Consider the following 21988-nt stretch of genomic DNA (forward strand, 5'->3'; position numbering starts at 1 on the left):
CTCTATTGCCCTGCCGTGTAGGGGAAGTCTGCCGAGAAGTGCGTGAGCTGATACCAGAGCAGCGCGCCGGTTTCGCGAGCGATTCCGTGCAACTGGGATTCGCGGGTGAAGACAGCCGGGCCCTGACGAGTAGGTGCGGTCCACGCCTGGAGTCCTGTGTCGCGGGCCATCGTCCGCGTTCGCAAGGAGTGCCACGGGTCACTGACCAGGACAGCGGAATTGATTCCCTGCGAGGACATCTCGGCGCTCACCGCGTCGATACTGAGCAGTGTGTCCGAACCGGTCTCCACCGCGGTGATCGCACTCGAAGGAATTCCGCGATCGGTCAGATACATCTTTCCCGACGCCGCTTCGGTGTACTCGTCACCTTCTTGTTTGCCGCCGACAGTGATGATCTGCGGCGCCACTCCGCGCTTGTACAGCTTGTACGCCTGCTCGAGTCGGGCCTCGAAGACGGACGACGGAGTGCCGGAATACTGAGCCGCGCCCAGAACGACTATCGCGTCGGCCGGCCGCGTGTCGTCGATGCGCGCCACCTGCCACACCCGGAACGCAGTACCCCCGACCAGAACCACGGCCATCAACACGGCACCGGCGATCAGTCGGCGCGTCCAGCGAGCCAATCCTGCCCCGAAGCCGCCCGCCCGCGAGGGTGATGGGTCGTGGGGGCGGTTACCGAAAGCAGGTTTCACTCCCGCAATTCTGCCAGTTCGCAGCGATCACCTCCGATGCCGACGCGCCACAACGGATAGATTTGCGTCATGGCCCTCGCACCACACTTCGCGCAGTTGTCCTCGGTAGAGCAGAGTCGGACAACCACCCGACCCGTTCGGCGTCGGGGAAGCGCCGCCGCCGTCGCTGCGATTTTCGCTTTGCTGGCGCTCGTCTTCAGTCCTGCGCTCGCCTCGGCGGACGCCCCGATGGTGTTGCCGAATCACATCACCGACACCTCCGGGGTCCTCGATTCCGGGCAACGCAGCGACATACAAGCCGCGATCGATCAACTCGGCGAGGACCACCAGATCGATCTGTGGGTCGCGTTCGTCCCCGATTTCAACAACCTGGGTGGCCAGGCGTGGGCACAGCAGACAGCCACGAAGTCGACGCTGAGCACGAAGTCCGTCCTGCTTGCAGTTGCCACGGCGGAGCGTGCTTACTACCTCGATGTGCCCGCTGAGCTGAGCAACATCACGGATTCCGACATCGAATCGATCAATACCGACGCGGTGGAACCGGCTCTCGCCGAGGATGATTGGACCGGCGCGGCAATTGCCGCAGCCGGCGCACTCGGCGACGCGAACAACACGAGCGGCGGAATGGGAGTCGGAACACTCCTCATCGCGGGCGGCGCTGTGGTGGTCGGGACGGGCGGTGTGGTCCTGTACTCACGTAAGCGCAAGAACGACAAGAACAAGGCAAGCGTCGAAGCCGCGAAGAACATCTCCCCCGACGACATCGCCAGCCTCAACGCACTCCCGCTGCCGACGCTCGACGAACGCGCGAAGGAGATCCTCGTCGAGACGGACAACGCGATCGCCGGCAGCCAGGAGGAGCTCGATCTGGCCCGCAGCGAGTTCGGAGATTCCGCCGTCGCACCCTTCTCGGCAGCATTCGACAAGGCCAAGGCCACCCTCGCCGAAGCCTTCGCGATCAGGCAGCGACTCGACGACGCCATCCCGGAAACTCCCGATCAACGCCGACAGATGCTGATCGACATCATTTCCTCGTGCGGTCGAGCCGACCAAGAACTCGAAGCTCGCGTCGAGGAGTTCGACGGGCTTCGCGACCTTCTCATCAACGCCCCCGCACGTCTCGATGCGTTGACGCAGAGTGTTGTTTCTCTCAGCGTGCGCTTGCCCGAATCCGAGGCGATTCTGACCAAATTGAAGGATCAATTCCCCGCGCCGACGCTGGCATCTGTCGTGAACAACGTCACGATGGCCAGTGAACGCCTGACGCTCGCCGAGAAGTCGATCGAGGAAGGCCGCGATGCCACCGCGCTGCCGGCCGGTAAGCAAGGCGCTGCCGTCACTGCGATTCGCACGGCCGAAGCCGCCCTCGATCAGGCACGCAAGCTACTCGACGGCGTCGATCACGCCGCCGACGACATCCGAAACGCCATCGCGACACTTCCGTCCGCGATGGACGACGTCCAACAGGGCATCACCGCTGCGGACGCTTACCTGGCGCAAGGCGGGCAGAAGTTGGCGGACGCGAAGGCCGCAGCCCAGGCAGCGTTGGCGAATGCTCAGACGTCGAAGGACAGCGATCCGCTGACAGCCTTCAACCAGATCGTCGCAGCCGACGCCCAACTCGACGCGCTTCTTGCCGACGCTCAGGAGCAGAAGCAGCAGCTCGAACGTGCACAGCAGCGCCTCGCCCAGGACATTCTGGCCGCACAGGCTCAGGTGACCGCTGCAGGCGACTTCCTCGGAACCAGGCGCGGCGCGATCGGGGCGGAGGCGCGCACTCGCTACGCCGAGGCTCAGCGGCACCTGCAGGCGGCCCAGCAATTGCAGGCCTCGGATCCGTCGAAGGCACTGCAACACGCCCAGGCCGCGACCACCTTGGCGACGCACTCACTTCGCGCCGCGCAGAACGACGTCAACACCTGGGAAGCAAACCAACGACCCCGCGGTGGCGGCGGCGATGCGACGGGAGCGATCCTCGGCGGCATCCTGATCAACAGCATTCTGCGAGGTGGCGGCGGGCCCCGCTCGTACGGCGGACCGAGCAGCAGCGGACGCTCCGGTCGCGGTGGCGGCGGCGGGGGTTTCGGCGGCGGGGGCGGCGGCCGAACCAGTCGAGGCGGCGGCGGCCGGTTCTGACGGATCCCGTCGAGGTAGTAAAATCCCTACTTTGTTCACGACCGCACTCGTCGTACGCTTCATCCGGCAAGTCGGGATCACAGATCATACGAAGGTGTTATGGAAAGCGTCGCCCCGCAGATAACCGTCGTTGTACCTACATACAACGAGCGTGAGAACCTGCCAAAGCTCGTCGATCGCCTCGCCGCGTTGAAGATCCCGAACCTGCACGTCCTCGTGGTGGATGACAACTCCCCCGACGGAACGGGCGAGGTTGCGGACAAGTTGGGTATCGATGGTCCCATCCCGGTCGGAGTGCTTCACCGCACGGTCAAGGACGGTCTCGGCCGTGCTTACGTCGCGGGCATGAGCCGGGCTCTGGCAGAGAACGCAGACATCGTCATTCAGATGGACGCAGATCTCTCGCACCCGTCCGAAGCGATCCCCGCCATGATCGAGATCCTCACCACTACCGATGCGGCAGTCGTTCTCGGCTCCCGCTACGTCGAAGGCGGCGCAGTCGCCGGCGACTGGCCGTGGCACCGCAAGGCTTTGTCCGCCTGGGCGAACTTTTATGTCAACGCCATTCTGCGACTGCATGTCAAGGATGCGACCGCCGGCTTCAAGGCTTGGCATGCAAAGACCTTGCGCGACATCGACGTCGAATCGGTGCAGAGCAACGGCTACGCGTTCCAGGTCGAGATGAACTACCGAGTTGTTCAGCGCGGCATGAAGATCGCCGAAACGCCCATCCGCTTCGAGGAGCGCACCGAAGGCGTCTCCAAGATGAGTCTCTCGGTTCAGTTGGAGTCTGCTCTGGTGCCGTGGAAGCTCAAGTTCGGCAAGAAGTCCCTGTGACCTCGGCGGCCGATCGAAAGTAGTCGGCCGTCTGCGTGTCCGACGGGTAGAACGATTCGATCGCAATCTCTGCGAGCGTGACGTCGCGCGGCGTACCGAACACGGTGGTGGTGCTGAACATCGCCAGTTCGGTATCGCCGACGCGTACACGCAACGGAACCAGCAGGGAATTCGCGCGGTCGTCGTGCCAGTCTCCGCCGCTCGGATAGGCGCGCAGCTCGTCGAGCAACGACGACAGCTGCGCATCCGCACTGACCTCCACTTCCCGAGCCAGCCTTGTGAGCAGGTGGGCCCGCCACTGCGCGAGGTTCACGATCCGCGGCGCCATGCCCTCGGGATGCAAGCTCAGACGCAATACGTTCACCGGTGGTTCCAGGAGGAAATCAGCGGCGCCCGCGGTCAAAATTCCCACGGCCTGGTTCCCGGCGACCATCTCCCACTGCTGATCGACCACCACGGCCGGATACGGGTCATGCGCGTCGATGATGCGATCGATAGCCTCACTCACCGCTGACATCGGCGCTTCTGCCAACGACTTCTGCGAGTACTCCGGCGCGTGGCCACTTGCCAGCAGAAGCGTGTTCTGTTGTCGTAGAGGAACATCCAGACATTCGGACAGGTGAAGGATCATGTCCCGGCTTGGTTTGGAGCGGCCGGTTTCGATGAAGCTCAGATGCCTGGTCGACACTCCTGCCGCCGCCGAGAGTCCCAACTGAGTGAGCCTTCGCCGCTCCCGCCACCGCTTGAGTTCGGAGCCCACGTCCATCGTCTCGAAGGTCATTCTTTCAAGTTAGCGACCCGAGGTAGCCGAGGCCATGACCTCAGAGGTAATCGACCCGACGCAGTTTCGGAGGAACAGTGGTCTCAGCCGGCGAGGCCGCCGGACATTCACCACCGGAAACTGATCAAGGGAGCGACCATGAGCGACTTCGACGCAATCGCCGACGCCTACATCGACATGTGGAACGAAACCGATACCACCGCCCGTAAAGCACGGGTCGAGCAATTGTTCGCACCCGGCGGTCGCTACACCGATCCGCTCGCGGACGTCACCGGACACGATCAGATCGACGCGATGATCAACGCTGTGCAGCAACAATTTCCGGGCATGCACTTCACCCTCGTCGGACCTGTGGACGCGCATCACCGACAGGCCCGATTCGGTTGGGCTCTCGGCCCGTCGGGGGCCGAGTCACTGATCGACGGATTCGACGTACTCGAACGCGACGACGACGGCCGGGTGACGCTTGTCCTCGGGTTTCTCGACAAGGTGCCTTCGGCCTGAATCGGGACTACCACCGTCAGCGTTCGTCACGAAGGTTGTCGGTGGTTCGTGGCATCATCGGTGCCGATGAACGCCGACGGATTTACCTGGTCCACACCGATTCCCGAGTCCGAGGGTGCTGAGTACGACGCTCACACGCTGACCGTCAACGGCCTTCCCACCGTCTATCGAACCGCCAAGACGACGCCGACCAAGCTCGGTCAGTTCGTCACACTGTGGCGCCGTTCAGAGGCCGGGCCCATCCGCCCATTCGACGCCAGCGACCGCGTGATGCTGTTCGTGGTGAAGGTATACGACGAAGAGCATTCGGGGCACTTCGTCTTTCCCGTCGAAACCCTCGTCGAACACGACATCGTCTCGACGAACTTCTCCGGCGGTAAGCGCGCTGTCCGGGTCTATGCACCCTGGGTTACGCCGACCAGCGCGCAAGCAGTCAGAACTCAGCGCTGGCAGATCCGGCATTTCGGCGAGTTCCCTGATGTACTCAGCTCGACTGTGTTCAGCTCAACTGTGTTCAGCTCAACTGATACGTCGCGATGATGACGCCTGTTGTCGTGGGGACGCTGTCGGTGAGGGTGAACTGAGCGAGCGCAGCTCCGTCGGGGAACAATCTGCGCCCGGTTCCGAGAACCAGCGGATGTATCAGCAGAGTGTAGGTGTCGACGAGACGTCGCTCGGCCAAGGACGTGATCAAGTCGCCGCTGCCCAGAATCACCAGATCCGGGCCCTCACTTTCCTTGAGCGTGGCGACCGCGTCGGCGGCATCACCTTTCAACAAGGTCGAGTTCTTCCACGGCAGCGGTTCACCCAAAGTCCTTGACGCTACGTACTTCTGCGTGTTGTCGAGCACCTCGGTGAACGGATTGTCGGTCTGAAACGGCCAGTACGAGGCGAAGTTTTCGTAAGTTCTGCGACCGAACAGCAACGCCGATTTCTTCGCCATCCCCTCCCCCATCTTCTGCGCCATGACGGAATCGTTGAAGGGTGCTGCCCACCCACCGTGCTCGAATCCGCCACGACGGTCCTCGTCCGGCCCACCAGGTGCCTGCATGACACCGTCGAGAGTCACGCTGTTGGTCACGCTGAGTTTTCTCATAACTTCGATCCTGCGCCTGAAGGACCATCGGGGAAAGAGAAAACGGGCGGTCCTTCTCGATTGAGAAGGACCGCCCGTCAGCTTCGAACGAGAATCAGGAGCCGATCAGCCGTGCGGCCAGGTAGCTTTCCACCTGATCGAGGGCGACGCGTTCCTGCGCCATGGAGTCACGCTCACGCACCGTCACAGCCTGGTCTTCGAGAGTGTCGAAGTCGACCGTGATGCAGAACGGTGTGCCGATCTCGTCCTGGCGACGGTAACGACGACCGATGGCGCCGGCGTCGTCGAACTCGACGTTCCAATTCTGACGCAGCTGCGCTGCAAGATCTTTGGCCTTCGGCGTCAGGTCCGCGTTACGCGAGAGCGGCAGAACGGCAGCCTTGACGGGAGCGAGTCGACGATCCAGGCGGAGCACTGTGCGCTTGTCGACGCCGCCCTTGGAGTTGGGCGCCTCGTCCTCGGTGTAGGCGTCGACCAGGAAGGCCATCAGCGAACGCGTGAGACCGGCCGCCGGCTCGATGACGTACGGCGTGTACCGCTCGCCCGTCGTCTGGTCGTAGTAGTTCAGCTCGGTGCCCGAATGCTTGGAGTGCGTCGAGAGATCGAAGTCGGTACGGTTCGCGATGCCCTCGAGCTCGCCCCATTCGCTGCCCTGGAAGTGGAAGCGGTACTCGATGTCGGTCGTGCCCTTCGAGTAGTGCGAAAGCTTTTCCGGCGCATGCTCGTACAGACGCAGGTTGTCCTTGTTGATACCGAGGCCGGTGTACCAGTCAAGGCGGTAGTCGATCCAGTACTGATGCCACTGCTCGTCCTCGCCCGGCTTGACGAAGAATTCCATCTCCATCTGCTCGAACTCACGGGTGCGGAAGATGAAGTTGCCGGGGGTGATCTCGTTGCGGAAGCTCTTGCCGATCTGGCCGATGCCGAACGGCGGCTTCTTACGCGAGGTGGTCAGCACGTTGGCGAAGTTCACGAAGATGCCCTGAGCGGTCTCGGGGCGAAGGTAGTGCATACCCTCTTCGCTCTCGACGGGGCCGAGGTACGTCTTGAGCATCATGTTGAAGTCGCGCGGCTCGGTCCACTGGCCGACGGTGCCGCAGTCGGGGCAACCGATGACATCCATCGAGACGTCGTCCGGGTTGTCGAGCTTCTTCTTCTCCGCGTACGCCTCCTGCAGGTGATCCTGACGGTGACGCTTGTGACAGTTGAGGCACTCGACGAGCGGGTCGTTGAAGACACCGACGTGACCGGACGCGACCCACACCTCGCGGGGCAGGATCACCGACGAGTCGAGGCCGACGACGTCCTCGCGGCTGGTGACCATGTTGCGCCACCACTGGCGCTTGATGTTCTCCTTGAGCTCGACACCCAATGGGCCGTAGTCCCATGCGGACTTGGTACCGCCGTAGATCTCACCGCACGGGTAGACCAGGCCTCGCCGCTTGGCGAGATTGACAACGGCTTCGATCTTGGACTTGGGTGCCACTCGATTGCTCTCCATCTGGGTAATAGATGCATGATTTTCGTGCGCTTTTCGCACCATCAGCCTATCTGGCGGCTGCCACGCACTTCCGTCCAAGGTTGACATGCATACTTGTGCATATCAAAATGAAAGTGATTTGCAATAATGTGGTGAGATGGCTATGCCCGGACATCATGATCTACCCCTCGAAGGAGCCTCGCTGTGAGCATTGCGGATACCGGCGATCTCCACAAAAGCCATGATCATTCCGACCTCGGACACACGCACGACCCGTTCGAAGCCGCACCGCCCGCGCCCGTGCCGCCCAAGGAAACCCTGGCGGCCGCCGGCGAAATTCTGCGGGCGCTCGCTGCACCCGTTCGGATCGCGATCGTGCTTCAGTTGCACGAGTCGGAGCGTTGCGTTCACGAACTCGTCGGAGCTCTCGGTGTCACTCAGCCACTCATCAGCCAGCATCTGCGCGTACTCAAAGCAGCGGGCGTCGTCCGCGGCGAGCGCAACGGACGAGAAGTTCTCTATCGACTCGTCGACGATCACCTTGCACACATCGTCGTCGACGCTGTCGCCCACGCCGAAGAAGGATGAGATTCCACCGCATGAACACCCCGGGCAGTACGACCTCGAAACGTGGACCGGCCACAGTCGGCGTTCGTTCCACGAAACAGCGCAGCGCCATCTCCGCCCTGCTCGACGACATCGACGAATTCAAGTCGGCACAGGAATTGCACGACGAACTGCGCAAGCGAGGTGAAGGCATCGGCCTGACCACCGTCTACCGCACGCTGCAGGCACTCTCCGACGCCGGAACCATCGACGTCCTACGCACCGACACAGGTGAGTCCGTCTACCGACGCTGCTCCTCCGGGCACCACCATCACCTGGTGTGCCGCAACTGCGGATTCACCGTCGAGGTCGAGGGCCCGACGGTCGAGCAGTGGTCACAGACCATCGCCGAGGACAACGGTTTCACCGAAGTGAGTCACACCGTCGAGATCTTCGGCACCTGCCGCGACTGCGCCGCCGCCTGAGAGCGTCAGGGAATCAAACCCTGCCGGGCGGTATCGGCACCGGTGAGCGCCAGTAGCAACATCGTGGTCAGTGCCTCGTCGTCCAGTCCGGCGGCAGGGAACGTGTAACGCAGGATGACGTCCGCCAGACTGCCGTGGCCGAACACCGCGATGGAGCCGAATTGGATGGTGCGATTTCGCTCGGCCACCTTGCGATGCAGTGCCGCGCTGACCGGTCGGTCCCATGCGAGAACGCACGTCATGGACAGCACGTCCAGACCCTCGGACAGATTCATCGCCTGGATGGAACACAGCGCGCCGGAGTACTGGAAACCCAGTGATCCGTCGGCAGCCACATCGACCGTCACGAAATGCGCCAGCGAGGCGGCCGCGCGTTCTTGTAGGCGGGCTGCTTCGTCGGTGGTGTCGGTCATGTTCTCCCCTGTCATTTGACGCCACCGAATCTACGGTCGCGTGAGGCGTACTCGACGCAGGCGGCCCAAAGGTCGCGGCGGTCGAAATCGGGAAACAGCTTCTCCTGGTACACCATTTCGGCGTAGGCGGATTGCCAGATCAAGAAATTGGACGTCCGCTGTTCCCCCGACGGACGCAGGAAGAGGTCGACGTCGGGCATGTCGGGTTCGTCGAGGTACTTGGCAACCGTCGCCTCGGTGATCTTGTCCGGATTGATCTCACCGGCCGCGACACGCTTCGCGATTTCCTTTACCGCATCGGCAATTTCGGCCCGGCCGCCGTAGTTCACACACATGGTCAAGTTCATGACGGTGTTGTTCTTGGTCAGTTCTTCGGCGATCTCGAGTTCCTTGATCACGCTGGCCCACAGGCGCGGCTTACGACCGGCCCACCGAACACGCACACCCATTTCGTTCATCTCGTCGCGTCGGCGGCGGATGACATCACGGTTGAAGCCCATCAGGAATCGAACCTCGTCGGGACTCCGTTTCCAGTTCTCGGTGGAGAAGGCGTAAGCGGAGAGCCACTCGACACCCATCTCGATGCACCCGCAGACGGTGTCCATCAGGACAGCTTCGCCGCGTTCGTGCCCGGCGGTTCGGGGCAGACCGCGCTCCTGCGCCCATCGTCCGTTGCCGTCCATCACCAAAGCGACGTGGCGCGGGATCAGTTCGGTCTGCAGGATCGGCGGGGTTGCCCCGGACGGATGTGGGTCCGGTGGTCGGATCACCCGGTCAGCAGCAGAATCAAGCGGAGTTCGCGGTTCGCGTCGTCGAATCACGTGTTCCATCCTGCCTCACGGGCAAGTCGACCTCGACGGCTGCATGCGGCCTCGAACGCTCGATCAGCGGCAACGTCCGCAATTGGCGCTCGAGATGCCACTGCAGGTGTGCCGCGACCAGTCCGCTGGCTTGCGTCCGCAGCGTCGCGGGCGCCGAATCGGTACCCTCCCACTCCCCTCGGAGCAGGGCTTCCATCAAGTCGAGCACTCCGGGCGACGGCGTCGCAGCACCCGCCGGGCGGCAATAGGTACACACGGCTCCGCCTGCGGCGACATGAAAGGCCCGGTGCGGTCCAGGAGCACTGCAGCGGGCGCACTCTTCGAGGGCAGGCGCCCAACCCGCATAGCCCATGGCTCTCAACAAGAACGCGTCGAGCACGAACTCGACCGGTCGTGCCTGCTCGGCAATCGCACGCAGCGCTCCCACCGTCAATCGCTGAAGCTGCGGGGCCGGCGCGCGTTCCTCGCCGGCCAACCGCTCGGCAGTTTCGAGTACGGCGCAGGCCGTGGTGTACCGGCTGTAGTCGTCGACGATGTCGGTGGCGAATGCGTCGACCGTCTGCACCTGAGTGATGATGTCGAGATTCTTGCCCGGAAGTAGTTGCACGTCGATGTGAGCAAACGGTTCGAGTCTGGCACCGAATTTGGAGGTGGTTCGGCGGACACCTTTGGCCACGGCACGTACCAACCCGAACTGACGGGTGAGCAACGTGACGATGTGGTCGGCTTCGCCCAGTTTGTGCAGGCGCAGCACCACTGCCGTGTCTCGATACAACCTCACTCGACCAGTGTCCCACGTTGTACCGACGACCGATCCCGATGCCGCGCCCGATGACAAGTCGGAAACACGGCAGGTCCGTCCGGATAGACTGGCGCGATGCCGAGCGACGCAATTGCGCAACCTGTCACTGCAGAGTTGACCGGTCGCGAAGCGCGGTGGGAGCGACACAACTCCGAGCGTCAGAAACGGATACTCACCTCGGCGGTCGAACTGATCGAAGAGCGTGCGGCAGGTGCCGAGGTGTCCGTCCAGCAGATCGCCGATCGTGCCGGCCTCGCCAAGTCGGTGGTGTACCGCCAATTCAGCGGCCGAGACGACCTCGATCGACGAGTCCGAGCGTTTGTGCTCGGACAATTTGCGGCGGCCCTGGACGCGTCGATGAGCATTTCGGTAGGCACTCTCGACCAGATCCTGACCCGAACCATCAGCGCCGTCGCCGAGTGGATCACCGAGCATCCGCGGATTCACGAGTTCATGGGTACCGGCCCCACCGACTACGACGACGAGAGCATCGACGCGATCAGCAGTCTGAAGGCCACAATCGCCGACTCCGCCCGCACCACTATCACCGAAGTCGGTCGATCCGTGGGGATCGACTCCTCACCCTTCGATTCACTACCGTTCGCAGTGGTGACAATGGTCGAGGGCACGCTCACCCACTGGGTCCGAAGCACCGATCCGAAGCCGAGCCGCGAAGAGATCGTCGCCGACCTCGCGAAATACACCTGGTACATGTTCGACGGCGTTGCCCGCTCGAGCGGACTACAGATCGATCCCCATGTCGAATTGTCCACGCTCATAGCCGAGCTGGTGTCCTCCGACGGAGGAACTTCGCGGCCGGACTAGATCCGGGTCTTGTCGGAACGCTTCGGCTCGCCGCGGTAGCGGGCGTAGTCGCCGTCGATGCGCAGCTTTCGCCACGCACGCTTCGACACCGGATTCATCAATCCGAGTTCGTCTGCCAGGGCTCGCATTTCGCCGAAGTAGTTACCCAGGATGCGGCGTGAATGCGGGCTCCCCCAGAAGGCGCTCTTCATCACCTCGTCCGGGATTCCGAATTCTTCGGCGAATTCCTTTGGCGGTGACATGATTTCACCCGCAAGCCAACGCATCGCGCCGGGGAAGGCGACCGATGTGATGGCTCGACTCGTACGACTGAGTCTGGGGACGTGATTGCGCAGGAACTCGTGAGCAAACGAGATGTGTCTCGCTTCTTCGGCGATGTGAATCTCCATGGTGCGGAGCATCGCCGGCGGCGTGTCCTTACCCTCACGGATGAGATCCTTCTGGAAGTGGTCGATCGGTTCTTCACCAGCCAGAATGCCGATGAAGAAGATGACCGGGAACTTTGCTCCCAGCACTCCGATGATCGGCGACAGCCGCCGGAACATCGGACGCATACCCGGCACGTCGATATCCATGCGATTGACGAGTTCCTGGAACATCTGGATGTGATTGCACTCTTCGGTCATCTCGTGCAGGCAGTACCGGAACTCAGGCGACTGGTTGGGTAGCGCCATGATATATTGCAGCATTCCCCGGATCAAGATGCTCTCGAAGGCCGAACCCACCTTGGTCACGTTCGCCTGACGCCACATTCCCATGGCGATTCGACGCTCCAACGACTGATCCTGGTACCACTGCGTCGCCCCGAGGGGGTCCGACACGGACGAGAGCACCCATCTCGGATCATGCGGATCGATCGCGAACTCTGGTGAATCCCAGTCGATGTCGAGATAGGGATCGAAACTGCGGGCAACTGAGCCCTCGGACAAAGTCTGCAGTACCTGGTGGTACGGCTTTTCCACTTCGATCGACGCTGACCGAGCCATCGGTGTCTCCTCACGGCCAGTCCGTCGATTGCAGTCGACGGACTTGAATGAGGTCAAACATAATGGGACACCGCGTCCCACGCAACCCCCTCGGGGGCCTATTTCAGGCCCGACGCAGCGGGATGATCTCGCGAACCTTCTCGTCCCGGAGATACAGTCCCGCCCACATGACGATTCCGGTGTAGACGGCAAACAGGGTCGTGCTCAGCAGAGGCTGTTCAGCTCGAAGGTTGGTCAACACCGCTCCCCCCAGGTAACCGGTGAGCAGAATCGCGCCGAGTATCGACGTTCGCGGAATCACGTACAGCGCAAGGCAGATCAGTTGCACCACCCCAGCCGTCAATGCCAGCGAGTCCGGCAACCCAAGTTCAGCCGACGCATCCTTGACTGTCTGAAGGTTGAGAATGTGGATAATGCCGTCGAAGAGCATGAAAACGACGAACAGCCCACTCAGGACGTATCCGAGCTTGCGAGCCGTGGCCGAAGGTGTCGTCGTCGTGGCGCTACCGGAAACAGTTTCGTTGTGGACGGGCTGGGTGGTCATCGGAATCTCCTGGGGCGAAGGCGAGCGGCCGGTTGCCACTTCGCTTGCAATTACGACTCCCGAGCGATCGAAAACTCATCGCGCCGGCCGTTACAACGCACCCGGCGTTCAGGACGATTCACCTCACGTGGTCTGATGGACGGTGACACGGGGTGCCGAAAAAGTCGGCTGAGATCAGACCCGATGAACCTGACCAGTTAGCACTGGCGGAGGGATGTCGACATGACCGAACAGCAATTTCAGCGCGCACTCAGCCTGGACGAGCAGATCGTTCTGATCACCGGTGGCGCCCGCGGGCTCGGCGCCGCACTGAGCCGAGCATTCTCCCGCTCGGGGGCCCGGGTGATCGTGAACTACAACAAGAGCCGTGACGCCGCTGAGACCCTGGTCACCGAACTGGGTGAGGATCGTGCCTTCGCAGTCCAGGCGGACGTGACGGACCGCAGTTCCGTCGACCAGTTGTTCTCCGCTGCACGCGAGCGATTCGACGCACCGATATCGACCGTGGTCGACAATGCACTCGTCGACTTCTCGTTCAACGGCGACGCCCGGCCGAACGCGGACACGATCACCTGGGCCGACTTCGACTCTCAACTACGCGGAGCCGTAGCCGGAACACTCAATACCACCCAGGCAGCCCTCCCCGGCATGCGCGAACTCGGCTTCGGCCGAATCATCACTGTCGGAACCAATCTGGTCCAGAATCCGGTAGTTCCGTACCACGACTACACCGCTGCCAAGGCCGCACTGTTGGCACTGACACGGACACTGTCCGCCGACCTCGGTCCGGACGGGATCACAGTCAACATGGTCTCGGGCGGCTTGCTCCGCACCACCGATGCGAGCGCCGCAACACCGGAAGCCGTCTTCGACATGATCGCGGCAAGCACTCCCCTGCGCCGAGTCACCACGCCGGACGAATTTGCCGACGCTGCACTCTTTTTCGCCTCACCATGGTCACGGGCCGTGACCGGTCAGAACCTGGTTGTCGACGGCGGACTCGTCAAGAACTGATGGGCGCACAGCTGCGGATAGGTGCGTTCCTGCTCGGGTGCGGACATCACAGTGCGGCATGGCGTCATCGCGACTCACCGGTCGAAAGTCTCGGCGACATCACGTATTACGAGTCGCTCGCCCAGATCGCCGAACGCGGCAAGCTGGACGCCGTCTTCTTCGCTGACGGTCACAGTGTTCGCGAACCCGAGTCGGGTGCGTCGTGGTTTCTCGAGCCGATCACCGCATTGACTGCCATGGCACGAGCGACAGCGGACATCGGCCTGGTGACCACCATTTCCACCACTTTCTACACGCCATTCCACGCGGCACGACTGTTGGCCTCGCTCGACCACATCAGCGGCGGACGGGCCGGCTGGAACGTCGTGACCTCGATGTTCGACCAGGAGGCGCGCAACCACGGACTCGAGGCGATGCCCGATCACGCCTCCCGATATGAACGAGCCGACGAATTTGTCGAAGTGGCCCTCGCATTGTGGGATTCGTGGTCGGAAGACGCGCTGATCCTCGACCGGGCGGGACGTTTTGCCGACGCAGGCAAGATTTCTCGCATCGATCACGACGGCAAGCATTTTCGTGTCGACGGCCCGTTGACGGTTCCTCGATCCCCGCAGGGCAGACCGGTTTTGTTTCAGGCCGGGGCGTCCGAGCAGGGTCGCGATCTGGCGGCGCGTCGCGCCGAGGCAATCTATTCGGTTGCCTACGACTTACCCAGCGCACAGGCCTACTACGCGGACGTGAAATCGAGAATCGAGCGAGCCGGCCGGGATCCGAGTTCGGTCGCCGTGATGCCGGGACTGGTCACCTACGTCGGCAGCACCGTCGCCGAGGCCAGGGCGAAGAAGGCCGAACTCGATCTCCTGCTGCCCACCGAACAGTCGATACGCCAACTCTCGTTGTTCACCGGACAGGATTGCGAGAACTGGGATCTCGACGGGCCCGTGCCCCCGTTGCCTCCACTCGAAGCGTTCACCGGGCCGCAGGGCCGCTACGCCACTATTTTGCGGATCGTCGAGAAGGACGCACCGACTGTGCGGGAACTCCTCGGGACGCTCGCTGCGGGTGGTGGTCACGCAACGATGATCGGAACACCGGAGTCGATTGCCGACGAGATGGGATCCTGGTTGAACGGCCGCGGTGCCGACGGTTTCAATCTGATGCCGCCGACCTATCCGCAGGGCCTGGAAGATTTTGTCGATCACGTGATTCCAGTGCTGCAGGCGCGTGGGTTGTTCCGTCGCGAATACGAGGGAGCGACTCTGCGAGAAAACCTCACCTAGTCCGGCAGTAGCGGCACCGACAGATCCGGATCGCGTCCCAGGAGCACTCCCCTCGTGAGGGCCGCGGAGCCGAACTTCTTCCGGACACTGTCCATTGCCGAGTCGAGGGCGGCAGTGTCCGGACCCGCGAATCCTGGACCGTCGAAGGGCAATTCGAGTTGTTCGGCGCCGTCCCGATCCAGGTTGGAGACAGCGACACCGATCAACGTGATGCCCTTGTCCGCGATCATCGGTATCGCTTCGTCCAGCAGCACCATCGAGACGCTCAGCAATTCCGCTGTGTCGGCGGTGGACCGGCGCAGCGTGTGAGATCGAGTTGCCCGCGTGAAATCCGCGAAGCGGAGCCGGAGCGTGACCGTGCGCCCCGTCCGCTGCGCCGAACGCATGCGTCGACTGACACGGTCGACAAGGGACATCAACGACGCATCGAGTTCTGCGCGGGGATGGGATCCGCGACCCAGCGCATGCTGAGCACCCATCGAACTGCGGCCACGATAGGCGCGGACGGGGCGCGGATCTCGATTGTGTGAGAGTGCGTAGAGATGGCGACCGGCGCCGCCCCCGAGAATCGAGACGATCGAGGATTCGTCGTGCCGAGCGATGTCACCCACCGTCACGATGTCGAAGTTTCGCAGCTTCTGGGCCGTGATCTTGCCGACGCCCCACAGCTTCTCGACTGGCAAGGGATGCAGGAACTCGGTCTCGCCCTCCGGCGGCACTCGCAGCAATCCGTCGGGTTTCGCGAATGCACTGGCGACCTTGGCCAGGAACTTGGTGCGTGCGATTCCGACCGTGATCGGTAGTCCGACCTGCTCGGCCACATCGCGTCTGAGGTTGGCTCCGATCTGCAGCGGGTTTCCCACGATCTTGGCGAGCCCGCCGACCTCGAGAAAGGCCTCGTCTATGGAGATTCCTTCGACCAGCGGCGACGTGTCGTGAAAGACGTCGAACACGTCTTTGCTCGCCTGCGAGTACGCCGACATTCGCGGAGGGACAACTATCGCCTGAGGACACAGTGATCGAGCCTGACCACCGCTCATGGCTGTGCGAACCCCGAACGCCTTGGCCTCGTAGCTTGCCGCCAAAACCACCCCACCGCCGACGATGACCGGCCTGCCGGCCAGAGTCGGGTCGTCGCGTTGCTCGACTGATGCGTAGAACGAATCGAGGTCCGCATGCAGGATCGTTGCGTCACCCGTGGGCCGACTACCGCCAGAACAGTTCCCGCCAGAACGAGTATCGCCGGGGTGCTCACCTGGCGTTTCTTGGTCCAGCGGTTCATATGACACGAACATATGTTCCCATGCCCCACCGACACTGCGTAAGGTTCGGAAATAGATTCCATGGAATTAATCACGAATCGGGCGTACGGTGAGAAAATGATTCCACGGAATGCATATCGGTTCGGAGTCTGCTCGTGACCAGATCAGCCCTGAGCAGGCACTTCGACAACCTCATCCGCTTCGAAACCGAACTGTGGACGGCCGTCGACCAGCGACTCCGAATCGAGCACGACCTGCCACTGAGTCGATTCGAGCCGATGCAGATCATCGACAGGCTCGGCTCCTGCCGGGTCTTCGACATCGCCGAGGCCCTCGCGATCACCGTCGGTGGCACGAGCAAGCTGGTGGATCGAATCGAAGCGGCTGGGCACTGCCGTCGAAAATCCAATCCCACCGACAAACGATCCTCACTCATCGAGTTGACACCCGAGGGCAATGAGCTGTTGCGGCGGGCGAAGGCAACGTTCGACGACGAATTGGAGCGCCGTCTCGGTTCCGTGCTGACGCCCGACGCTCTCGATCGGTTCGGCGCCACACTGGCCACGCTGCGTGAAGCCAACCGAAGCCTGACACCGACCACGAAGGAAAAAGCATGACCGACACAATGCGCGCAATCGTGCTCGACGCCCCCGGCCCGCCAGAAGCATTGACTATCAAAGTGATTCCGATACCCGTGCCGATTGCGGGCTGGGTACTGGTCCGGGTGAAGGCTTTCGGCCTCAATCGATCCGAACTTCACACCCGCCTCGGCCTCGCCGAAGGCGTGACATTCCCGAGGGTGCTGGGCATCGAGGCCGTCGGCGAAGTGGTGAACTGCCCCGGCGGGGAGCTCACCGAAGGCCGCCAAGTCGCCGCCATGATGGGTGGGATGGGGAGGACGTTCGACGGCGGTTATGCCGAGTACACGTGCGTTCCCGTCAGTCAGGTCGTTCCCTTCTCGAGCGAACTGGACTGGTCGACAGTGGGAGCTGTTCCCGAGATGCTGCAGACGTCCTACGGCTCGCTGACGGTAGGACTGGACGCGAAATCCGGTCAATCCCTGTTGATCCGGGGAGGAACCTCCTCGGTCGGCATGGCAACCGCAGTCCTGGCGAAGCAGTGGGGACTCACTGTCCTTGCGACCACCCGCGATGCGAACAAAGCGTCGTCGTTGACCGCGATCGGGGTTGACCACGTTATCGTCGACGACGGTGCTGTGGCCGGCCAGGTTCGAGACATCCTCCCGGGCGGTGTTGATCTGGCCCTCGAATTGGTCGGAACACCAACACTTCCCGACACGTTGCGCGCGACCCGCGTTCACGGCACCGTGTGTTTCACGGGAATGCTGTCCAACGAGTGGACAGTCAAAGACTTTTATCCGATCGACTACATTCCACGCGGAGTGCGATTGACCTCGTACGGTGGGGACGCGTCCGACCTGCCTGCCGACGTACTGCAAGACTTCCTCTCCGCTGTGGCGTCAGGCGAGGCGGTGGTACCGATCGACGAGGTGTTCGCGTTCGAGGACATCGCGCGAGCACATGCCAAGATGGAAGCCGGTACGGCACGTGGCAAATTGGTAGTTGTGCTCTGACCTGGCTTCTCACACCACGAATCGATAACCCATTCCTGCCTCGGTGATCAGATGCTTGGGGTTCGCCGGGTCATCCTCGAGCTTCCGACGAAGTTGAGCCAGGTAGACACGTAGATAGTGGGTCTCGGTGTCGTACGCCGGTCCCCACACTTCCCGAAGCAACTCCTTCTGCCCGACCAGCTTTCCGCGGTTGCGCACAAGCATCTCGAGCATGCCCCACTCGGTCGGAGTCAGGTGCACCTGTTCACCGCGCCGACTCACTGTTTTCGCAGCCAAGTCCACCGTGAAGGACGCGGTCTCGACCGACGGTTCCGAAGTGTCCGCCGCGGAGGTTCCCCGCCTCGCCGCAGCGCGCACGCGGGCCAGAAACTCGTCCATCCCGAAGGGCTTGGTGACGTAGTCGTCCGCACCGGCGTCGAGAGCCTCGACCTTGTCCGCGGAATCCGTGCGCGCCGACAGCACGATGACCGGCGCCGTGCACCAGCCACGCAGGCCGGCAAGCACTTCGGTGCCGTCCATGTCGGGCAGTCCGAGATCGAGTACCACGACGTCCGGTGGACGCTCGGCAGCAGCCCGCAAGGCACCGGCGCCCGTCGACGCGGTCACCACCTCGTACCCGCGCACCGAAAGATTGATACGCAGAGCTCGCAGAATCTGCGGTTCGTCGTCCACTACCAGGATTCGACTCATGATCCATTCCCATTCGTACCGGCCGCAGCCAACTCCACGATCATCGTCAATCCCCCACCAGGTGTGTCTGTGGCGCTGACTGTTCCGCCCATCGCATCGACAAATCCGCGCACCACGGAAAGTCCGAGGCCCACTCCGCCGGTGTTGTCGCGATCTCCCATCCGTTGGAACGGCTGGAACATCGTTTCGGCCTCACCTCGCGGAACACCTGGGCCCGTATCGGCAACACTGATCACCACACGATCACCGAGTTGCGCCGCCCCGACGCGCACCGGGGTTTCTCCCCCGTAGCGCAGAGCGTTGTCGACGATGTTCGCAATCACCCGCTCTAGCAGACCTTGATCTGCTTGCACTGCAACGGTACCCACGTCGACGACTACACTTCGAGCCCGCGAATCCGAGCGTCCACCGATGCCGAGGCCCAGCAACGCGCGGTGAACCACCTCGTCCAGATACACCGGCCGCAGCGTGGGTTTCACCACCCCGGCGGCAAGTCGGGACGAGTCGAGCAAGTTCCCGACCAGCGCCGTCAACTGATCCGCCGACTCCTCGATGGTTGCCAACAATTCAGCGGTGTCTTCGGGCGAGAACTCGATGTCGTCGCTGCGCAGACTCGACACCGCCGCCTTCACTCCGGCGAGAGGCGTTCGCAGGTCATGGCTTACCGCTGACAGCAGGGCTCGACGCAGTTGATCAGCCTCGGTGAGCGCGGCAGCCTTGCTCGCCTCGACTGTCAGTTTCTCCTGGCGGATCATCCCAACTGCTTGGTGAGCCACCACCGTCAGCACTCGTCGATCCCGCGCACTCAGGTCGGGCCCAGCCAACAACAGCGCGTATTCCCCGTCGTTGACCTCACAGACCGTATCCGCTTCGTCGTCCGTGGTCGGCGGCTGCGTACCCACGGCGGCGATGACTCCGTCGTCGTGATGAATGACGGAAACCCCTCGCTGGCGATAGATTTCGAGTGCCTTCGCCAGAAGTGTCGACAGATCCGCTCCGCGGAGAACTGATCCCGCGAACAGTGTGAGCAGTTCGGCTTCCTCGGATGCGCGCTTCGCCTCGCGGGCGCGCTTTGCTGCGGCGTCGACCAGAACGGCAACTGCCACAGCCACGATCAACAGCACGACAGTGGTGATGAAGTTGTCAGGTTCGGCGATGGTGAAGCTGTACCGCGGATCGGTGAAGAAGTAATTGAGCAGCAGTCCCGAGATCAGGGCCGACAATATCGCCGGGCCGACGCCGCCGAGGAGGGCGACCAGAACGACCACGACGAAGAACAGCGCGTTCTCGCCGTTGACCCCGGAGATTCGGTCGACGAGACCCATGATCGCGGCCGCGAGCGAAGGCACGACGATCGCCGCAATCCACGACAGGACCCGGCGCTCCGAGCGCCCCAGCACCGAAATGCGTCGTCGCGCCGTCGCTTCCTCGTGCGTGACCATGTGAACGTCGATACCACCGGACTGCTGAACCACCGCAGCGCCGATCCCCTCGTCGAGGATGCGAGCCAGGCGGGAACGCCGCGACGTTCCCAGCACCAACTGTGTGGCGTTCTCCTCACGCGCGAACTCGAGGAGCGTCGACGGTACGTCGTCACCGACAACGGTGTGAAGCGTGGCGCCGACTCCGACAGCCAACGCGCGCACCTTGCCCATCTCTGGGGCCGAGACGCCGGTGAGTCCGTCACCGCGTACGACGTGGACCACCATCAGCTCGGCGCTCGACTTCGACGCGATTCGAGATGCGCGTCGTACCAGGGTTTCCGACTCCGGTCCCCCGGTCACGGCAACGACGACACGCTCGCGCGCTTCCCAGGTATCGGTGATCTTGTTCTCGGCCCGGTATTTCGCCAGTGCGGCGTCCACCTGATCGGCCACCCACAGCAGAGCCAGTTCGCGTAGCGCCGTGAGGTTTCCGCGTCTGAAGTAATTGCCCAAGGCCGCATCGACCCGTTCCGGTGAATACACGTTTCCATGAGAAAGTCTGCGGCGCAGCGCCTCCGGGGTGATGTCGACCAGCTCGACCTGCGCCGCACTACGCACTACCGCGTCCGGAACCGTCTCCTGCTGAACCACGCCGGTGATGTGCGCGACAACGTCGTTGAGGCTTTCGAGGTGTTGCACGTTGACCGTGGACAGAACGTCGATCCCGGCTTCGAGCAGTTCCTGTACGTCCTGCCAGCGCTTGTGATTCTTGCTCCCTGGCGTGTTGGTATGTGCCAACTCGTCCACCAGGACAAGGGCCGGACGCCGAGCCAACACGGCCTCGACGTCCAGTTCCGGCATCCGTGTTCCGCGATAATCCACCAGCTTGGGCGGCACTATTTCGAGGTCTCCGATCTGCGCCGCGGTGCGGGCGCGGCCGTGTGTCTCCACGACGGCCGCGACCACGTCACAGCCACGATCTCGACGCCGATGAGCCTCACCGAGCATCGCGAAGGTCTTTCCGACGCCAGGCGCAGCGCCGAGGTAGATACGCAATTCACCACGTTTGCGTGCCCTACCGAAAGATTGACCGACCTTCTCCGAAGAACTCACGTGACAATCATCCACCAGTCGTCGGTGCAGCACACGTAGGTGCCGTCAATCCGAGTGCCAGGTTCAATTCCAGTACGTTGACTCGCTCGGCTCCGAGAAATCCGAGTTGCCGACCGTCGGTGTGCTCGGCCACCAAGTCCCGCACCTGGTCTTCCGAGATGCCGTTGTTGGCCGCCACCCTCGCGACCTGCAGTTCGGCGTACGCCGGACTGATGTGGGGATCGATACCCGAGCCCGAACCGGTGACTGCGTCGACGGGAACCGATGCCGGGTCGACACCCTCACGTGCCGCGATGGCTGCCCGGCGCTCGATGACGAATCCGGCCAGAATCTCGCTGCTCGGCCCCTGGTTGGACGGCAGTGCCGCAGCGGGATCACCGGTGGCAAACGGATCCTCGTCCGAAACGGATCCGACAACACGATTGTGGAAGAACGGGTCCTGCTGCCCTTCGGCGACCTGCGGATCGACACCCACCCAGGCACTGCCGACCACGCAACCGGCGGCATCGGTGACCGGTGAGCCTTCGGCAGATCCGGAGCTGATCCGGCTGACACCCCACACCGCGGCGGGATAGACCACACCGAGAACGACGGTGAGCGCGAGCAATACGAGCAAACCCGCCCACACCTGTTTGGCAAAACCGATAGTGAAACGCATGTCAG

At 62.7% G+C, this 21988-nt stretch carries 24 protein-coding genes and 1 riboswitch; of the genes, 11 read left to right on the plus strand and 13 right to left on the minus strand.

Annotation, left to right across the window (positions count from 1 at the left end):
• Positions 1-2 precede the first annotated feature (2 nt).
• On the minus strand, positions 3-581 hold the full coding sequence (locus tag ABH939_RS14735; protein WP_128638009.1) for a YdcF family protein: 579 nt from the start codon (positions 579-581) through the stop codon (positions 3-5).
• 180 nt (positions 582-761) lie between these two features.
• On the opposite strand from ABH939_RS14735, the gene ABH939_RS14740 reads away from it, so the two are divergent.
• Both ABH939_RS14740 and ABH939_RS14745 read left to right on the plus strand, forming a co-directional pair.
• Positions 762-2828 (plus strand): TPM domain-containing protein, encoded by a 2067-nt coding sequence (locus tag ABH939_RS14740; protein ID WP_064113212.1) that lies wholly within the window; start codon positions 762-764, stop codon positions 2826-2828.
• Positions 2829-2927: 99 nt separating this feature from the next.
• Positions 2928-3665 carry a polyprenol monophosphomannose synthase gene (locus ABH939_RS14745; RefSeq protein ID WP_003944487.1) on the plus strand — a complete coding sequence of 246 codons (738 nt, stop codon included), beginning with the start codon at positions 2928-2930 and terminating at the stop codon, positions 3663-3665.
• Here ABH939_RS14745 and ABH939_RS14750 read toward each other — a convergent pair.
• Positions 3640-4446 (minus strand): helix-turn-helix domain-containing protein, encoded by an 807-nt coding sequence (locus ABH939_RS14750; RefSeq protein WP_054827649.1) that lies wholly within the window; start codon positions 4444-4446, stop codon positions 3640-3642. The genes ABH939_RS14745 and ABH939_RS14750 overlap by 26 nt on opposite strands.
• A gap of 138 nt (positions 4447-4584) precedes the next feature.
• Here ABH939_RS14750 and ABH939_RS14755 point away from each other — a divergent pair, with 138 nt between their 5' ends.
• Positions 4585-4950: a nuclear transport factor 2 family protein gene (locus ABH939_RS14755; RefSeq protein WP_054781579.1), complete on the plus strand. Its 366-nt coding sequence runs from the start codon at positions 4585-4587 to the stop codon at positions 4948-4950.
• A gap of 48 nt (positions 4951-4998) precedes the next feature.
• Positions 4999-5490 (plus strand): MepB family protein, encoded by a 492-nt coding sequence (locus ABH939_RS14760; RefSeq protein ID WP_054781578.1) that lies wholly within the window; start codon positions 4999-5001, stop codon positions 5488-5490.
• On the opposite strand, the gene ABH939_RS14765 is transcribed toward ABH939_RS14760, so the two are convergent.
• Both ABH939_RS14765 and ABH939_RS14770 read right to left on the minus strand, forming a co-directional pair.
• Positions 5465-6046, minus strand: coding sequence for a dihydrofolate reductase family protein (locus ABH939_RS14765; protein ID WP_217017343.1), 582 nt, complete (start codon positions 6044-6046; stop codon positions 5465-5467). The two genes, ABH939_RS14760 and ABH939_RS14765, sit on opposite strands and share 26 nt — an antisense overlap.
• 94 nt (positions 6047-6140) lie before the next feature.
• Positions 6141-7532: a glycine--tRNA ligase gene (locus tag ABH939_RS14770; protein WP_003944491.1), complete on the minus strand. Its 1392-nt coding sequence runs from the start codon at positions 7530-7532 to the stop codon at positions 6141-6143.
• Positions 7533-7730: 198 nt separating this feature from the next.
• Between ABH939_RS14770 and ABH939_RS14775 the strand changes: the two genes are divergently transcribed.
• Both ABH939_RS14775 and ABH939_RS14780 read left to right on the plus strand, forming a co-directional pair.
• Positions 7731-8114 (plus strand): metalloregulator ArsR/SmtB family transcription factor, encoded by a 384-nt coding sequence (locus tag ABH939_RS14775; RefSeq protein ID WP_003944457.1) that lies wholly within the window; start codon positions 7731-7733, stop codon positions 8112-8114.
• A gap of 11 nt (positions 8115-8125) precedes the next feature.
• The gene (locus ABH939_RS14780) at positions 8126-8557 is read left to right on the plus strand and encodes a Fur family transcriptional regulator (RefSeq protein ID WP_003944514.1); all 432 of its coding nucleotides are present in this window, start codon (positions 8126-8128) and stop codon (positions 8555-8557) included.
• Between the two features lie 5 nt (positions 8558-8562).
• On the opposite strand, the gene ABH939_RS14785 is transcribed toward ABH939_RS14780, so the two are convergent.
• Genes ABH939_RS14785 through recO form a run of 3 tightly spaced genes read right to left on the minus strand, consistent with a single transcriptional unit; the run spans position 8563 to position 10572 of the window.
• Positions 8563-8985: a YbjN domain-containing protein gene (locus ABH939_RS14785; protein ID WP_019749000.1), complete on the minus strand. Its 423-nt coding sequence runs from the start codon at positions 8983-8985 to the stop codon at positions 8563-8565.
• Positions 8982-9800, minus strand: a complete 819-nt coding sequence (locus tag ABH939_RS14790) for an isoprenyl transferase (protein ID WP_003944543.1) — start codon at positions 9798-9800, stop codon at positions 8982-8984. Before ABH939_RS14790 ends, ABH939_RS14785 begins: the two co-directional genes overlap by 4 nt.
• Positions 9757-10572 carry a DNA repair protein RecO gene (gene recO / locus ABH939_RS14795; protein WP_029255636.1) on the minus strand — a complete coding sequence of 272 codons (816 nt, stop codon included), beginning with the start codon at positions 10570-10572 and terminating at the stop codon, positions 9757-9759. Before recO ends, ABH939_RS14790 begins: the two co-directional genes overlap by 44 nt.
• A gap of 96 nt (positions 10573-10668) precedes the next feature.
• Between recO and ABH939_RS14800 the strand changes: the two genes are divergently transcribed.
• Positions 10669-11418, plus strand: coding sequence for a TetR/AcrR family transcriptional regulator (locus tag ABH939_RS14800; protein WP_007731095.1), 750 nt, complete (start codon positions 10669-10671; stop codon positions 11416-11418).
• On the opposite strand, the gene ABH939_RS14805 is transcribed toward ABH939_RS14800, so the two are convergent.
• Together ABH939_RS14805 and ABH939_RS14810 are read right to left on the minus strand one after the other, a co-directional pair.
• Positions 11415-12404, minus strand: a complete 990-nt coding sequence (locus tag ABH939_RS14805) for a diiron oxygenase (RefSeq protein WP_003944493.1) — start codon at positions 12402-12404, stop codon at positions 11415-11417. The genes ABH939_RS14800 and ABH939_RS14805 overlap by 4 nt on opposite strands.
• Before the next feature lie 103 nt (positions 12405-12507).
• Positions 12508-12948 (minus strand): DoxX family protein, encoded by a 441-nt coding sequence (locus ABH939_RS14810; RefSeq protein WP_165638846.1) that lies wholly within the window; start codon positions 12946-12948, stop codon positions 12508-12510.
• A 138-nt stretch (positions 12949-13086) separates the two neighbouring features.
• A riboswitch (TPP riboswitch) is annotated at positions 13087-13180 on the plus strand.
• Between ABH939_RS14810 and ABH939_RS14815 the strand changes: the two genes are divergently transcribed.
• Both ABH939_RS14815 and ABH939_RS14820 read left to right on the plus strand, forming a co-directional pair.
• Positions 13171-13962, plus strand: coding sequence for a 3-oxoacyl-ACP reductase (locus ABH939_RS14815; RefSeq protein WP_214514257.1), 792 nt, complete (start codon positions 13171-13173; stop codon positions 13960-13962). It overlaps the preceding riboswitch by 10 nt.
• Positions 13962-15242, plus strand: coding sequence for an LLM class flavin-dependent oxidoreductase (locus tag ABH939_RS14820; RefSeq protein WP_064074764.1), 1281 nt, complete (start codon positions 13962-13964; stop codon positions 15240-15242). Before ABH939_RS14815 ends, ABH939_RS14820 begins: the two co-directional genes overlap by 1 nt.
• On the opposite strand, the gene dinB is transcribed toward ABH939_RS14820, so the two are convergent.
• Positions 15239-16537, minus strand: coding sequence for a DNA polymerase IV (gene dinB / locus ABH939_RS14825; protein WP_404649745.1), 1299 nt, complete (start codon positions 16535-16537; stop codon positions 15239-15241). The genes ABH939_RS14820 and dinB overlap by 4 nt on opposite strands.
• Positions 16538-16659: 122 nt before the next feature.
• Between dinB and ABH939_RS14830 the strand changes: the two genes are divergently transcribed.
• The gene (locus ABH939_RS14830) at positions 16660-17121 is read left to right on the plus strand and encodes a MarR family winged helix-turn-helix transcriptional regulator (protein ID WP_404649746.1); all 462 of its coding nucleotides are present in this window, start codon (positions 16660-16662) and stop codon (positions 17119-17121) included.
• A complete protein-coding gene (locus tag ABH939_RS14835; RefSeq protein WP_030536604.1) occupies positions 17118-18098 on the plus strand; it encodes a zinc-binding alcohol dehydrogenase family protein in 981 nt (326 codons plus the stop codon). Before ABH939_RS14830 ends, ABH939_RS14835 begins: the two co-directional genes overlap by 4 nt.
• 9 nt (positions 18099-18107) lie before the next feature.
• Here ABH939_RS14835 and ABH939_RS14840 read toward each other — a convergent pair whose 3' ends face one another.
• The 3 genes from ABH939_RS14840 to ABH939_RS14850 are packed head-to-tail and all read right to left on the minus strand — an operon-like array spanning position 18108 to position 21983.
• Positions 18108-18788: a response regulator gene (locus tag ABH939_RS14840; RefSeq protein ID WP_003944545.1), complete on the minus strand. Its 681-nt coding sequence runs from the start codon at positions 18786-18788 to the stop codon at positions 18108-18110.
• Positions 18785-21325, minus strand: coding sequence for a sensor histidine kinase KdpD (locus ABH939_RS14845; RefSeq protein ID WP_058039501.1), 2541 nt, complete (start codon positions 21323-21325; stop codon positions 18785-18787). The genes ABH939_RS14840 and ABH939_RS14845 overlap by 4 nt, the downstream gene beginning before the upstream one ends.
• Positions 21326-21332: 7 nt before the next feature.
• Entirely contained in the window at positions 21333-21983 is a 651-nt protein-coding gene (locus ABH939_RS14850; RefSeq protein WP_007731080.1) for a potassium-transporting ATPase subunit C, read from the minus strand.
• Positions 21984-21988 lie beyond the last annotated feature (5 nt).

Source organism: Rhodococcus sp. 27YEA6, from assembly GCF_044908235.1.
Classification (GTDB): domain Bacteria; phylum Actinomycetota; class Actinomycetes; order Mycobacteriales; family Mycobacteriaceae; genus Rhodococcus_F; species Rhodococcus_F qingshengii.